The organism is Pedobacter steynii (assembly GCF_001721645.1).
Classification (GTDB): domain Bacteria; phylum Bacteroidota; class Bacteroidia; order Sphingobacteriales; family Sphingobacteriaceae; genus Pedobacter; species Pedobacter steynii_A.
This window is the reverse complement of sequence record NZ_CP017141.1, coordinates 4,606,712-4,620,439: the sequence shown is the minus strand read 5'-3', so window position 1 is coordinate 4,620,439 and position 13,728 is coordinate 4,606,712. Positions and strand designations below refer to the sequence as shown.

Below are 13,728 nucleotides of genomic sequence, written 5' to 3'. Positions count from 1 at the left end.
AAATGACAATGAAAAGAAACCCCGAAAACCGGGGTTTCTTTTTTTCAAAAAAATAATCTAGTTTTACAAAAAAACTTTAGGGGTGCCTTGCGCTGAGAAATACCCTTTGAACCTGATGCAGTTAGTACTGCCGAAGGGAAAAGTAGAAGCAACTTAAGTTGCCGTCTTTTCATGCCTGTAAAAAGGTCATGCCTATAGTTTTTCCAATTTTTCAAAATATGGAAATAACTGTAAATCAAAAAAACTACCAGCTTAACGATAATTGTTCCGTAGAACAAATGCTTGCAGAGGTCTTAAAAATCCCTGTTCAGGGGATTGCTGTGGCCATTAACCAGACCATCATTCCTAAAACCGACTGGCCCGGACGAGAAGTCCAGCATGGCGACCGCATCACGGTGATCAAAGCCACCCAGGGCGGTTAAACCCATCGAAACATACCAATCCATCCAACATAAATTTTCTTAACCAAGAAATCACAAATTATGAAACACGAAAAGACGCCAGACGAACAAGTCATCAGCCGAACTCCTTTTCCGGCATCCAAAAAGATTTTTGTAAAAGGCCAGCTCCATGATATCCAGGTGGCAATGCGTGAAATTACCTTAAGTGATACCAAAATCCATAACGGATTCGGAGCCACAGAACCTAATCCACCGGTAACCATTTACGACACAAGTGGCCCTTATACCGATCCGAATGCGGATATCGATGTGAAACGTGGCTTGCCGAAACTGAGAGAGAAGTGGATCACCGACCGGAATGATGTGGAACAACTGGATCACATCTCTTCAGATTATGGGCAACAGCGACTGGCAGATGCCAAACTGGATGACCTGAGGTTCGCTTACATCAACAAACCATACAAAGCGACTCCAGGCAGTAATGTTTCTCAGATGCATTACGCTAAAAAAGGAATCATCACCGCAGAAATGGAATATATTGCCATTAGGGAAAATCAAAGGATCGATCTTTTGAACGAACAGCTGGGCAGTCAATATGGTGTGATGAGTCACCAGCACCAGGGTCATAGCTTCGGCGCAAATACACCAAAGGGTTACATCACCCCGGAGTTCGTCAGAGAGGAAGTGGCGGCAGGAAGGGCAGTGATCCCCTGCAACATCAACCACCCGGAACTGGAACCGATGATCATCGGCCGTAATTTCCTGGTAAAAATCAATGCGAACATCGGAAACTCTGCGGTGACCTCTTCGATTGAGGAAGAAGTAGAAAAAGCAGTATGGGCATGCAGATGGGGTGCAGATACGATCATGGACCTTTCTACAGGTAAAAACATTCATGAAACCAGAGAGTGGATCATCCGCAACTCCCCTGTTCCGATTGGCACAGTACCGATTTACCAGGCTTTGGAAAAAGTAAATGGTAAAGCGGAGGACTTAACCTGGGAATTGTTCAGGGATACGCTGATTGAACAGGCAGAACAGGGAGTCGATTATTTCACGATCCATGCTGGGGTATTGCTTCGCTACATTCCTTTAACGGCAAAAAGAGTTACCGGAATCGTGTCCCGCGGGGGATCGATCATGGCAAAATGGTGTCTGGCACATCATAAGGAAAGTTTCCTTTACACCCATTTTGAAGAAATCTGCGAAATCATGAAGGCTTACGATGTCGCTTTCTCACTTGGAGATGGCCTAAGGCCAGGTTGTATTGCCGATGCGAATGATGAAGCGCAGTTTGCCGAACTGGAAACATTGGGTGAACTGACCAAAATTGCCTGGAAACATGATGTGCAAACGATCATTGAAGGTCCTGGCCATGTGCCGATGCACCTGATCAAGGAAAACATGGAGAAACAGCTGGAACATTGCTCTGAAGCTCCTTTTTATACCTTAGGGCCACTCACCACAGACATCGCTCCTGGTTATGACCACATCACTTCTGCCATTGGAGCGGCGATGATTGGCTGGTTTGGAACGGCAATGTTGTGTTATGTGACGCCAAAAGAACACCTCGGACTTCCGAATAAGAAAGATGTAAAAGACGGGGTAATCACTTACAAGATTGCAGCCCATGCCGCGGATCTTGCCAAAGGACATCCGGGTGCACAATACCGGGACAATGCTTTGAGCAAGGCCAGATTCGAGTTCAGATGGGAAGATCAGTTTAACCTTTCCCTGGATCCGGATACCGCAAAAGAGTTTCATGATGAAACCCTTCCTGCCGATGGCGCCAAGATCGCGCACTTCTGCTCGATGTGTGGCCCTAACTTCTGTTCGATGAAAATCACACAGGATGTGAGGGACTATGCAGCCAAACAGGGGGTAGATGAAGCGGATGCCTTATCCAAAGGGATGGCCGAAAAGTCTAAAGAGTTTGCTGAAAAAGGAAGCGAAATTTATTTATAAATGGAACTGATCGTAATTTCGAAACCCGATTTTTTTAAAGGAGAGGCCTTGCTGATCAACCAGCTCTTTGAGTCGGGAATGCAACGTTTTCATTTGAGAAAAGAAGGCTCGGAAAGACGAGGGTATGAACAACTGCTGGGCAATATCAAACCGGAATACCTGGAGCGTGTTGCCCTACACCAGTTCCATGAAATAGCTCCGGACTTTGGCATCCAAAGGTTACATTTTCCGGAAGCAAAAAGAAAGATAGGAGCACACCTCCCCTTCAGCCAATCGAAATACCTCACTTTAAGTACTTCTATACATCAAACCGAACAATTAACTGAATTAGAAAATTTTAAATATACTTTCTATGGCCCCGTATTCCAGAGCATCTCTAAAAAGGACTATCCGGGAACAGTGGATTCAGACTTCCGTTTGCCTCCTGTTCCCGGGTTAAAGGTGATCGCACTGGGAGGTATCGACCAGGAAAAAACAACGCTGCTGAAGAAGATGAATTTCGATGGCATCGCCATTTTAGGCTGCCTTTGGAATGAACCGGAACAGGCCTTGAAAACTTTTAAAAAGATCTTAGAAAAATGTCATCACAAAGACCCTACGTAATCAGCATTGCCGGCTTCGACCCTACGGCCGGTGCAGGAGTGTTGTCGGACCTGAAATGTTTCGAAGCACTGGGCGTGTACGGCTTCGGCATCTGCTCTGCCCTGACGGTTCAGACGGACTCGGAGTTTTTAAAAAACGACTGGCTGGATGCCGGGCAGATCATCGATCAGTTCCAGCCCCTGATGAAAAAGTTTCCGGTTGGCCTGGCTAAAATCGGACTGATCAAAGACCTGGATACCCTGGAAGAAGTCTGCCTTATTTTGAAATCAATGAACCCAGAGGTTAAAATTGTCGTAGATCCCATTTTAAAGGCCAGTGCAGGATATAAATTCCATGAATGGAACCTAGCGCCGGAAAAATTAAATAAGGTCTTAAAACAGCTTTATTTGATTACACCCAATTTTCAGGAAATGGAAAGCCTGGCTGGCGCACAGGAAAGCGATGAGAGCGGCCGGCCGGATGTCCATCAGCTTTGCCGGTCCTGGTCTGAAACCTGTGCCGTACTGCTCAAAGGCGGACACAATCCGGATGCCCCTGGTACGGATTACCTGTACCGGAAAAAAGGACAGCTGGAGCTCAAGCCAGGAGTATCGGAAATCTTTCAGAAACACGGTTCCGGTTGCGTGCTTTCGGCAGCCATCACCGCAGCACTGGCCAGGGGAAATTCCTTGGAAGAATCCTGCCTTCAGGGCAAGAAATATATCGAACATTTTTTAAACAGTAACACGAGCCTTCTGGGCTACCATTCCTCATGATAGATCAACTTCATTACATCTCCCAATCCACCGAAAACACGAGCCATCTGGAGGCCATCGAGCAGGTCCTTCAGGCCGGCGGAAAGTGGATTCAGCTCCGCGTAAAAGACCAGCCGGAAACGACGGTTTTAGAACTGGCTAAAGCTGCAAATGAGCTCTGCAAAAAATTTGCAGCCCGCTTAATCATCAATGATTTTCCGGAAGTTTCAAAGGCTGTTTCTGCCTATGGACTACATCTAGGATTAAATGATATGAGCATTGCAAAAGCCAGATTAATAGCAGGTAATAAAATAAAAATAGGCGGAACGGCAAACACTTTTGCAGACCTGCAAAAAAGAGTTGCAGAAGGTGCGGATTATATCGGACTGGGTCCCCTTCGCTTTACCAGTACCAAGAAAAATTTAAGCCCGGTTATCGGCTTCGAAGGGTATGCAAAAATCATGGAACAAGTCAAAAAGTCAGGCTTTACTTTACCCATAATTGCCATCGGAGGAATCACCGAAGCGGACCTTCCGGAACTCCTGAAAACCGGTCTTCACGGTGTTGCCGTTTCGGGGATATTAACCGGAAAAACCGATGCTGAAAACCGGATAAAGAGGATGTATTCCGAGCTTCAGAAACACCAACTTTCAACCACCCTAAATTCTTAAAAACGATGTTAAAAATAGCCGACAAAATATTCAGCTCACGCCTCTTCACCGGCACCGGAAAGTTTAGTTCTCCGGCCGCGATGGAAAGTGCATTGCTTGCTTCAGAATCGGAACTGGTAACGGTTGCACTGAAGCGTGTAGACCTGCAGGATGAGAGCGACGACCTCTTAAAGCACCTTAATTACCCACACATCAACCTGTTGCCAAATACTTCCGGCGTCAGAAATGCCAAAGAAGCGGTTTTTGCCGCCCAAATGGCGCGGGAAGCACTGGAAACGAACTGGTTGAAACTGGAAATTCACCCGGATCCTAAATACCTGATGCCAGACCCTATAGAAACATTAAAAGCTACGGAAGAACTCGCTAAACTGGGTTTTATCGTACTTCCTTACATCCATGCGGACCCGGTTTTGTGTAAACGACTGGAAGACGCCGGGACAGCAGCAGTAATGCCCTTGGGCTCCCCTATTGGCAGCAACAAAGGCCTGAAAACCATAGATTTCCTGGAAATCATCATCAGTCAGAGCAATGTACCGGTGATCATTGACGCCGGAATCGGCTCGCCTTCGGACGCTGCAAAGGCAATGGAGATCGGTGCAGATGCGGTATTGGTGAACACGGCGATTGCCGTTTCCGGAAACCCGACAAAAATGGCCAAAGCCTTTAAAATAGCGGTTCAGGCGGGCAGAATGGCCTACGAGGCAAGATTAGGTCAGGTGTATTCACAGGCTGTAGCCAGCAGCCCTTTAACGGCATTCCTTGACGATGAGTTTTAACGATATTTTTGAGTGCCATAGCTGGGAGGAAACCAGCAGGAGCATTTATGCAAAAACCAGCGCAGATGTAGAACAGGCATTAAATGCTTCAAAAAGGACTTTGGAGGACTTTAAAGCGCTGATCTCTCCCGCAGCTGCACCTTATCTGGAAAGAATGGCCCAGCTGAGCCAGCAGCTGACTTTAAAGCGCTTTGGAAATACGATACAGATGTACGTTCCGCTGTACCTGTCTAATGAATGCAATAACATCTGTACGTATTGCGGATTTAGCTACGATAACAAAGTGAGGCGCAAGACATTGTCGCCGATGGAGATTATGGAAGAGGTCGCCGTCATTAAAGAAATGGGCTATGACCATGTATTGCTGGTCACAGGAGAGGCCAATCAAAGTGTGCATACCGATTATTTCAAAAAAGTATTGGAGCTGATCCGGCCACATTTTGCCCATATTTCCATGGAAGTCCAGCCACTAGACCTTTCAGATTATCAGGAATTAACCCCATACGGGCTAAATACGGTACTTGTTTATCAGGAGACTTACCATGAAGAGGATTACAAAAAACATCACCCAAAGGGAAAAAAATCCAATTTTCAATACCGCCTGGATACGCCCGACCGCCTTGGACAGGCCGGTATCCACAAAATGGGACTTGGGGTATTAATTGGTCTGGAAGACTGGAGGACAGATTCCTTTTTTACGGCCCTGCACCTGAATTACCTGGAAAAAAAATACTGGCAGAGCAAATACAGCATCTCCTTCCCCAGACTTCGTCCCTTTAGTGGTGGCCTGGAACCTAAGGTGGCTATGAACGACAGAGAGCTGGTGCAACTCATCTGCGCCTACCGTCTGTTTAATGAGGAAATAGAATTGTCGATCTCTACAAGGGAGTCTGTCGCTTTCCGGGACAACGTCATCAAACTCGGGATTACCTCCATCAGTGCAGGCTCAAAAACCAATCCGGGAGGTTATGCTGTAGAGCCTCAATCCCTGGAACAGTTTGAAATCTCGGACGAAAGAACGGCAGCTGAGATTGCAGAAATGATTCATAAACAAGGATATGAAGCAGTCTGGAAAGACTGGGACATGAGCTTAACGAAGTGAAAAAATGAATAATCAGGAACTTAAAAGATACGACCGACAGCTGTTACTGGAAGAAATAGGCTTTGAGGGGCAGGAAAAGCTACATCAGACTTCGGTACTCGTAATTGGTGCAGGAGGCTTAGGTTGCCCGCTCCTACTCTACCTGGCGGGAGCCGGACTGGGAAAAATAGGCATCATTGACGGGGATGTGGTAGAAGAAAGTAACCTGCACAGACAAGTGCTTTATCAGATGAATGACATCGGAAAAAACAAAGCGCAAACTGCTGCCGACAAGCTCAGCAGGCTCAATCCCGGGATTCAGCTACAGGCTTATCCGCATCATTTAAGTCCTGAAAATGCAATGGCAATCATCGCTGCATACGATCTGGTGATTGATGGATCTGATAACTTCCCTACCCGCTATCTGGTAAACGATAGTTGTGTTGCACTGAATAAACCGCTGGTATTTGGCTCCATCTTTAAATTTGAGGGACAGGTATCGGTGTTTAATTACCAGGGCGGACCGGATTACAGAAGTTGTTATCCGGAAAGTCCTTTGCCCGAAGAACAGCCTAACTGCGGCGAGAGCGGTGTAACCGGCCCCTTACCGGGTATTATCGGAAGCATGATGGCTAATGAGTGCATGAAGATCATCTGTGGCTTTGGGGATCATCTATCCGGAAAACTTCTTATCTTCAATGCTTTAAATTACGATATGCAGATCTTTAATATTCAACCTGAAAATCCCAAAAGCGATCCCCCAACCGAAGGCACAGACAAAACAGCAATCTATCAGGAAATCGGACAGCAGGAATTACAGGACTGGAAAGATAAGGAAGAACCTTTCCTGCTGATCGATGTCCGGGAAGCCTATGAATTTGAAGAGTACAATATCGGCGGAACTCATATTTCACTTTATGATCTTAAAGAAAAAATAGCCGATATCCCATTCCATCACAAATTGGTTTTATGCTGCACTTCGGGAGCGAAAAGCAGAATGGCGGCTAAATTAATCAGCCAGAATAGAAAAGAAAAACTATTTATAATCAGCCTATTAAATAGCAATAGATAAACTTAAAATTTAATATTAGGTTTTAAATCTCTTTTAAGTCTTTCCTGTAATAGAAGAAAGAAAAATACCCGATATAGCTAAAGAAAACCAGCAGGATATAGAGCAGATAATAGTGGGTAAGGACGACAAACATGCTGACAAAAAAGAAGCCGAGTAACCATTTCAGGTATTCGTCCTGATCGAGATTTATCCAGTATAAGATCATTTGTAAACCCATCAGACCAGACAAGCCAAAGCCTAAACCATAGGCAATGTGCAACAGCTGTCCATCTGATTTGAGGATGTAAAAAATGATCTCGGGAACAAAAAGCAATAGCAATACCATCACCTGATGTCCCAGCCTGGAGGCCAGGGTAATGGGAAGGCTTCGGGTAAAAGAAAGGCGGTCGAGCTCATTTTTCATTAAAGCATGGATCAGCATACCGTGAGACAAAACAGCGGCCAGAATCCCGATCATGGCCACACGAACATCTCCGGCAACATCTGCAAACACCCACATGGTGGCATTAAAAAGGGCAAATGAGAGCACTTTACTGGCCACAAGCATCAGCGTCTGTTCTTTCAGCAGATAATAAAAAGGCCATGTCCAGTAAGGCTTACTCCATTGGGGGAGGGAGGTTTTTAAATAAACCTTAACTGGAACATGACTATAATTGATGATCCGGAACATATAGCCGGAAACGGCAGACAATATGCCCAAAACGCTGAGAAAAACTGCAAAAACACTGCCATAATAGCCATAACTAAGTCCTACGTATACTAAAGGTACGAGGTATAGCAATACCGGAAGAAACAATACCGCATACAGCTTTAACCATAACCTGAACTGGATTTTACGTTCAGATGCGCCAATCAGAAATACAAAACGGTAGGATTCCAGCTTCAACTGCTTTTTCACAAAAAAGAAGCATTTTATGGCATATAAAGCCCAACAGAGGACGACAAGGAAAAGAATAAGTGGAGAGGAATAAATGAGCAGCATCAGGGTTTTATGATAGCTAATCAGCTGTGCGGCCTCCACAATGCCGAATAACAGGTAAAACCCAAATAGAAAAAGACCTGCATGTGCCGCAAAAAATTCTTTACTCAGGGTTTTCAAAAATAGCTTCAACATGCGGCTATCTGTTGGTCCTTAATTTGAAATACGCCCTTAAGTGTCAGCTGGCCGGGTTCCAGCTCCTGATGGGAAGAAAGCAAAAAGCTGCTCCCCTGTTCATGGTACTTTCTGATCAATCCATAAAGTACTTCCGCGGAATGTGTATCTATGGTAATGAGCGGCTCATCCAGTATGTACAGCTGAATATCACCGGTAAAAGCGCATATCAATGAGAGTTTTTTGAGCATTCCACTGGAATAACTGCCGATCTTATTGTCCATAAAGGGAGTCATCCCGAACTGCTCTGTCACGTCCTTTACCATCAGTGGATCGGCTTTTCTAACGGAGATATGGTAGTTTAAGAGTTCATTTCCGGTGATAAACGAGGGATATTGAGGTTCCGCTTCTGCATAGGAGATCATTGCCCTGTAGGCAACAGGCGCTGTTTTAATGCTGATCTCATTCAGACTGAGCGTTCCCTCAAAGGGGGTCTGTCCGGAAATCACTTTAAAGAGTGTGGTCTTCCCGGTTCCATTTCCTCCTTTAACCCAGTAAATACCCTGGTCCAGGCTCCATTTTTCAAAAGAGAAAATGGTATGGTTACCGTATTTCTTAACGATATGTTGTAAATCCAGGCTGCGCAATTGGTTTATTTTTACATTTAGATACCTCGTGCACCGATATGTTACTGCTGATATCGTTACCTTTGCAAAAATGCCTGCAAGAACATGATAGAAATAGGAAGATATAACGATCTGCGAATTATAAATAAAACTGAAAACGGCCTGATCCTTACCGAAGGTGAAAACGAAGTGCTGCTACCTTATGTCGATGTCCCTAAAAACATCGAAATCGGGGATAACATTAACGTTTTCGTATATATGGGTAAAGAGGGCAGACTCATCGGAACCACCAAAAAGCCTTTGGCCTGTGTAGGAGATTTTGCCTACCTGACGGTAGTTGACGATAGCGAAGACGGTGCTTTTATGGATCTTGGCCTGGATAAAGACATCTATGTTCCTCAGCGTGAACAGAAACGCCCGATGTTTAAAGGAGACAGCCATGTCGTTTATGTGTATCTGGACGGAAGCAATGACCGTATGGTTGCTTCTTCCCGTTTAACCAATTATGTAGAAGATCAGGATATCGATCTGGAAGAGGGTGATGAGGTGAGTTTATTGATTGTAGACCGCTCTGATCTGGGTTACAATGCCATTGTAGACAATAAATATATCGGTCTTTTATATACCAATGAGCTATTTGACCAGCTTAATCCGGGAGAAATCAGAAAAGGATGGATTAAAAAAATCCGCGTAGAGGGCAAAATCGATTTGAGTCTTCAACCAATGGGTTATGGCCACATTCTCGAAAATAAAGATGTCATCCTGGATGAATTAAAGGAATGCGGAGGGATCATCTATCTTGGTGACAAAAGCTCTCCTGATGCCATTTATGAGCGTTTTAAGATCAGTAAAAGTGCTTTTAAAAAGGTTATTGGCGGACTATACAAAGATCGCTTAATCACGGTTTCGGATCATGAGATCAAGTTATTTGTGGACAACGAAGCGGAATAACCGCAGATCAGGCCTGTTTTAAGGTCTTACCATAAAAAAAGCCGTAAACATTAAAGTGTTTACGGCTTTTTAATTTTAAAGGACGAGCTCCTCCTCTACCCGTTTTATTTTCTGCGGGACAGGAACAACAGTTTTCTTTGCTCCCGGTATGGATGGCTTCCCGCCTTTTTTCTTCTTTTTGAATTTTCGGCCATACCAGATGATAAATCCAGTAATGGGTAAACTTGCTGAAATCAAACTGGCCAGAAAAGCAAGAATCTTAGTTGGGATCCCAAATATCGCACCGATATGGAGGTCATAGTTCATCCGTCTGAGCTTGTCGGCAGCACTGGCATCGGCATATTTCCCTGAAAAAGGAGAACCATCTGTGATGGGCTTAAGGCTCAGCTGATCAAAGCTATAACGGTTGGTTTTATACAATGTCCGTGCTTTCAGGTAAACAACAAATCCTATGGCATCAGATGGCTTTTCCGGCAGTGATACCAATATGTTTTCTGTTTTATCGGCAGCAACAATACTATGGTAAAGCTGGTCAATATCGCCTGGTTTAAAGGTTCCTGTTGCAGTGGTATCCGATACTGCCCGTTTAAATTCCTTCATGGATTTACCTCCGGAGCTTAACCAGTATAAAGATTTACTATACCACTTATAGCTGTAAACCAGTCCTGTTAAGGAAATGATCAGTAAAAAGAGAAAGGTATAAAAGCCCAGCACATTGTGCAGGTCGTAATTTTTACGCTTAAAGCTGGCATTCCACTTGATTTTAAAGCTTTTATCCCGGATAGACCTGATCCATTTCTTTGGCCACCATAAAATGATTCCGGAAAGGAGTAAGAGGACAAAAATCAGTACAGCAGCGCCTACAATAGGCCTTCCAATAGGATAAGGAAGCCATAGTGCCCGGTGTCCGTTCAGAATGAAGCGGAAGAAATCAGAGTTGCTCTTCCTGTTTTTCTTTTCCGTATGGATTACTTTTCCGTTATAGGGATTCATAAAAACAACGACACTTGTGCCCTTTTTCCGGTTAAAATTGCTGACCGTAACGGCCTCGTCTTTTTGCCCGTACCGGATGGAATTAGGCTTCACTCCTCCCATGTTCGGCCCGGCCAGACCGGCCAGTTGTGTAGGAAGCAGGAAAGCCTCTTGCTGAGGTTTTACATATTGCCAGGGCTCATATAAACTTCTGATTTCCTTTTCAAATACGTAAATACAACCCGTTATGCTGACTATAAATACAATCAGGCCCGAACCAAGTCCGAGCCATAAATGTAAAAAAGCATTGATCTTTTTAAAATTCATTATTTAAACTTGTAAAGCGCTGTTATCCTTGCATTTCTAGGCATTTCATAAATCCAGGTATAGTATCCGGAAGCATTTGCAGGAGCAGTTCCCTGGGTAAACAACTTGCGGTCGAACAGGTTATTCACTACCGCAGACAGGCTAAACTTCCCTTTTGCATAGGAAAGACCGGCATCAAAGCGCAGGTAATCAGGAAGGTTTGATTTGGTAAAACCTGATCCCGCAACACGCTCAAACTGAAACTGATATCCGCCACTCAGGCCAAAACCATTTAAAAGAGCACCCTGTTTTTTAAAGCTGTAAGACAACCAGCCATTGGTAATATGCTTAGCCGCATTGGCAATATAAGTCCCTTTAAGGTTTTTGATCACCGACTCGTCTTTGGTTACCTTTGGATCGGTATAGGCATAATTCAAGGTCACATTTAGTCCTTCCACAACTTCTCCGACCACATCAAATTCCAGTCCTTTTGATTGAATTTCTCCCAGTTGCACCCTCCAGTTAGCCGGATCGTTAGGATATCTCGGATCCTGGGTCAGCACGTTCTTCTTGGTGATTTTGAAGGCCGTAATAGAGGTATTCCATTTTCCGTCAAACCAGTCTTTTTTGAAACCGATCTCGATGTTGTTTCCCCTTACCGGCTTAAATACATTTCCTTCCTTATCTGCGCCAGACTGAGGCAAAAAGCTCTGGTCGTATAAAGAATATACAGACAGGTCTTTGGTAATGGAATAACTTAATCCTACTCTTGGAGAAAATACATTATCTGATAGCTGCGTGGCATTGGTCTTTCCAACCGTTACCGTATGGGTAAAGCGTCCGGCCAGGGTTAACCTCAGTTTTTCTTCCAGGAAACGAAGTTCATCCTGCAGGTAAATTCCGGTATACGTCAGGTTGGTTGCATATACATTGGATCCGGAACGTACCTGTATGCTTTTTGACCGGTCAAATACAGGGATGTTTGCCGTAGGAATGCCGTAAACCGGGTTATAAATATTAAAAGGAGCATTATTGGCCAGCTGAAGATCAGGTGTTCCTGAACTGGAGAAATCTCCCCAGGTCTTTAAGTTACCCATATCTAAACCACCCAGGATCCGGTGAACCACCTGTCCGGTTTTCAATTCTCCCTGTAAACTGAACTGCGCGTTCTTATTGATCGCCAGTTCATCTCCAATATTGTAATACCTTCTCATATTGCCGGCATCGTCCAAAGAAGAAAGCCATACCGAACCACCCTCCAGGGAGTAATTCAGGTAAGCCAGCTGGGCATTGAACGTCCAGTCTTTATTGAGCTTATGGTTCAGATATAAAGTAAGGTTATGGTCGTTCAGCTTGGCCGGATTCAATGAGGGATCGCCCAGGAAAAAGCTTGGGGGAACGTCACCAAACCCTTTTTTAGAAAAGCTGTAGTTTCCCAGTGCCTGTGCTTCCACATGCTGATGGGTATATTCGGCTGTAATTTTAGTGTTGCTGTCTATCTGGTAACTGATTACCGGTGCAACCACATATTTATCATTGTAATTGTATTTGTTAAAACTGCCTTTTGTTTGTCCGGCTACATTCAGACGGAATAACAGTTTACCATCTGAGCTGAGTTTAGTATCCAGGTCTACCGCAGCACGGGCAAGGTTATAACCGCCGGCGCTCACACTCACTGAACTGTTGTTCTGACCGGTAGGCTTCTTGGTTACAATGTTATACATCCCTCCCGGTTCGCCATTGGCCATCATAAATCCGGCAGGTCCTTTTACAAACTCTATACGGTCTATCGTAGCTGCATCGTCTGCAAGAGGTCCCCAGGGTGTTTTCATATTCATGCCATTCCGAAACGCAGGAATGCTGGTACCACGCATAAAGATATTGGCATACTGAGCATCCCAGTGGCCTACCCTGATCGCACCGCTTACATTTCTGGTTACCCCATCCACAATATCAAAAGCCATCTGATCGGCCATGACCTGGCTGGTGACCACGCGAATGTTCTGCGGTAATTCCAATAATGGGGTCTGCAGACGTAATGAAGGAGATACTTTATCCACTTTAAACTTCTTTTTACGACCTGATATCTGAACATCATCCAGCTGAGACAGGTTCTCTTTCAAAGAGAAATCGGCAATAACACTGGATTTACCGGTTACGGTGACTTCTTTTTCTTTGGTAAAAAGCCCAACTCCGGAAACGACAATGGTATATTCCCCTACAGGGACTTTTCGGATCTGATATTCACCGTCTTCAGTAGTGATCCCTCCCAGCGAGGTTCCTTTCAATTTTACGGAGATGTTACTGGCCACACGACCATCTGCCGTAGTGATCCGTCCTTTAATGCTGCTGGTTTGCTGCGCAAAAATACTGGAGCTGAATAGAAGGAAAAATAAAAGAGTAGGTAAGAGTTTTCGCATGCGCTATACTTATTAAGATTAATTACAAATAGAGCGCAAAGAAAGCTAAAACCCATT

General features: G+C 44.6%; 13 protein-coding genes and 1 riboswitch. Of the genes, 9 read left to right on the top strand and 4 right to left on the bottom strand.

All coding sequences use genetic code 11. The features are described 5' to 3' along the window. Positions 1-68 precede the first annotated feature (68 nt). A riboswitch (TPP riboswitch) is annotated at positions 69-156 on the top strand. A 62-nt stretch (positions 157-218) separates the two neighbouring features. Genes thiS through BFS30_RS19060 form a run of 8 tightly spaced genes read left to right on the top strand, consistent with a single transcriptional unit; the run spans position 219 to position 7,303 of the window. After that, a complete protein-coding gene (thiS, locus tag BFS30_RS19095; protein WP_069380753.1) occupies positions 219-422 on the top strand; it encodes a sulfur carrier protein ThiS in 204 nt (67 codons plus the stop codon). Between the two features lie 60 nt (positions 423-482). Continuing rightward, the gene (gene thiC / locus BFS30_RS19090) at positions 483-2,366 is read left to right on the top strand and encodes a phosphomethylpyrimidine synthase ThiC (RefSeq protein WP_069380752.1); all 1,884 of its coding nucleotides are present in this window, start codon (positions 483-485) and stop codon (positions 2,364-2,366) included. Then, entirely contained in the window at positions 2,367-2,969 is a 603-nt protein-coding gene (locus tag BFS30_RS19085; protein ID WP_069380751.1) for a thiamine phosphate synthase, read from the top strand. Continuing rightward, complete coding sequence (locus tag BFS30_RS19080; protein ID WP_069380750.1) at positions 2,945-3,724, top strand: hydroxymethylpyrimidine/phosphomethylpyrimidine kinase; 780 nt, start codon at positions 2,945-2,947, stop codon at positions 3,722-3,724. Before BFS30_RS19085 ends, BFS30_RS19080 begins: the two co-directional genes overlap by 25 nt. Continuing rightward, on the top strand, positions 3,721-4,374 hold the full coding sequence (locus BFS30_RS19075) for a thiamine phosphate synthase (protein WP_069380749.1): 654 nt from the start codon (positions 3,721-3,723) through the stop codon (positions 4,372-4,374). The genes BFS30_RS19080 and BFS30_RS19075 overlap by 4 nt, the downstream gene beginning before the upstream one ends. 5 nt (positions 4,375-4,379) lie before the next feature. Further along, positions 4,380-5,150, top strand: a complete 771-nt coding sequence (locus BFS30_RS19070) for a thiazole synthase (protein WP_069380748.1) — start codon at positions 4,380-4,382, stop codon at positions 5,148-5,150. Next, positions 5,140-6,252 carry a 2-iminoacetate synthase ThiH gene (gene thiH / locus BFS30_RS19065; RefSeq protein WP_069380747.1) on the top strand — a complete coding sequence of 371 codons (1,113 nt, stop codon included), beginning with the start codon at positions 5,140-5,142 and terminating at the stop codon, positions 6,250-6,252. Before BFS30_RS19070 ends, thiH begins: the two co-directional genes overlap by 11 nt. 4 nt (positions 6,253-6,256) lie before the next feature. Beyond that, positions 6,257-7,303 carry a HesA/MoeB/ThiF family protein gene (locus tag BFS30_RS19060; protein WP_069380746.1) on the top strand — a complete coding sequence of 349 codons (1,047 nt, stop codon included), beginning with the start codon at positions 6,257-6,259 and terminating at the stop codon, positions 7,301-7,303. A 22-nt stretch (positions 7,304-7,325) separates the two neighbouring features. Here the strand turns inward: BFS30_RS19060 and BFS30_RS19055 are convergent, their stop codons facing one another. Both BFS30_RS19055 and BFS30_RS19050 read right to left on the bottom strand, forming a co-directional pair. Next, positions 7,326-8,417 (bottom strand): hypothetical protein, encoded by a 1,092-nt coding sequence (locus BFS30_RS19055; protein WP_069380745.1) that lies wholly within the window; start codon positions 8,415-8,417, stop codon positions 7,326-7,328. Continuing rightward, positions 8,411-9,043 carry an ABC transporter ATP-binding protein gene (locus tag BFS30_RS19050; protein ID WP_167353167.1) on the bottom strand — a complete coding sequence of 211 codons (633 nt, stop codon included), beginning with the start codon at positions 9,041-9,043 and terminating at the stop codon, positions 8,411-8,413. The genes BFS30_RS19055 and BFS30_RS19050 overlap by 7 nt, the downstream gene beginning before the upstream one ends. Positions 9,044-9,127: 84 nt before the next feature. Between BFS30_RS19050 and BFS30_RS19045 the strand changes: the two genes are divergently transcribed. Beyond that, positions 9,128-9,973 carry a S1 RNA-binding domain-containing protein gene (locus BFS30_RS19045; RefSeq protein ID WP_069380744.1) on the top strand — a complete coding sequence of 282 codons (846 nt, stop codon included), beginning with the start codon at positions 9,128-9,130 and terminating at the stop codon, positions 9,971-9,973. Between the two features lie 75 nt (positions 9,974-10,048). On the opposite strand, the gene BFS30_RS19040 is transcribed toward BFS30_RS19045, so the two are convergent. Further along, positions 10,049-11,272: a PepSY-associated TM helix domain-containing protein gene (locus tag BFS30_RS19040; RefSeq protein WP_069380743.1), complete on the bottom strand. Its 1,224-nt coding sequence runs from the start codon at positions 11,270-11,272 to the stop codon at positions 10,049-10,051. After that, complete coding sequence (locus BFS30_RS19035) at positions 11,272-13,671, bottom strand: TonB-dependent receptor (RefSeq protein ID WP_069380742.1); 2,400 nt, start codon at positions 13,669-13,671, stop codon at positions 11,272-11,274. The genes BFS30_RS19040 and BFS30_RS19035 overlap by 1 nt, the downstream gene beginning before the upstream one ends. Positions 13,672-13,728 lie beyond the last annotated feature (57 nt).

Excerpts from the sequence above, each read along its gene's own strand:
- thiS (WP_069380753.1), top strand. The coding sequence starts at position 219 with ATGGAAATAACTGTAAATCAAAAAAACTACCAGCTTAACGATAATTGT.
- thiC (WP_069380752.1), top strand. The coding sequence starts at position 483 with ATGAAACACGAAAAGACGCCAGACGAACAAGTCATCAGCCGAACTCCT.
- BFS30_RS19085 (WP_069380751.1), top strand. The coding sequence starts at position 2,367 with ATGGAACTGATCGTAATTTCGAAACCCGATTTTTTTAAAGGAGAGGCC.
- BFS30_RS19080 (WP_069380750.1), top strand. The coding sequence starts at position 2,945 with ATGTCATCACAAAGACCCTACGTAATCAGCATTGCCGGCTTCGACCCT.
- BFS30_RS19075 (WP_069380749.1), top strand. The coding sequence starts at position 3,721 with ATGATAGATCAACTTCATTACATCTCCCAATCCACCGAAAACACGAGC.
- BFS30_RS19070 (WP_069380748.1), top strand. The coding sequence starts at position 4,380 with ATGTTAAAAATAGCCGACAAAATATTCAGCTCACGCCTCTTCACCGGC.
- thiH (WP_069380747.1), top strand. The coding sequence starts at position 5,140 with ATGAGTTTTAACGATATTTTTGAGTGCCATAGCTGGGAGGAAACCAGC.
- BFS30_RS19060 (WP_069380746.1), top strand. The coding sequence starts at position 6,257 with ATGAATAATCAGGAACTTAAAAGATACGACCGACAGCTGTTACTGGAA.
- BFS30_RS19055 (WP_069380745.1), bottom strand. The coding sequence starts at position 8,417 with ATGTTGAAGCTATTTTTGAAAACCCTGAGTAAAGAATTTTTTGCGGCA.
- BFS30_RS19045 (WP_069380744.1), top strand. The coding sequence starts at position 9,128 with ATGATAGAAATAGGAAGATATAACGATCTGCGAATTATAAATAAAACT.
- BFS30_RS19040 (WP_069380743.1), bottom strand. The coding sequence starts at position 11,272 with ATGAATTTTAAAAAGATCAATGCTTTTTTACATTTATGGCTCGGACTT.
- BFS30_RS19035 (WP_069380742.1), bottom strand. The coding sequence starts at position 13,671 with ATGCGAAAACTCTTACCTACTCTTTTATTTTTCCTTCTATTCAGCTCC.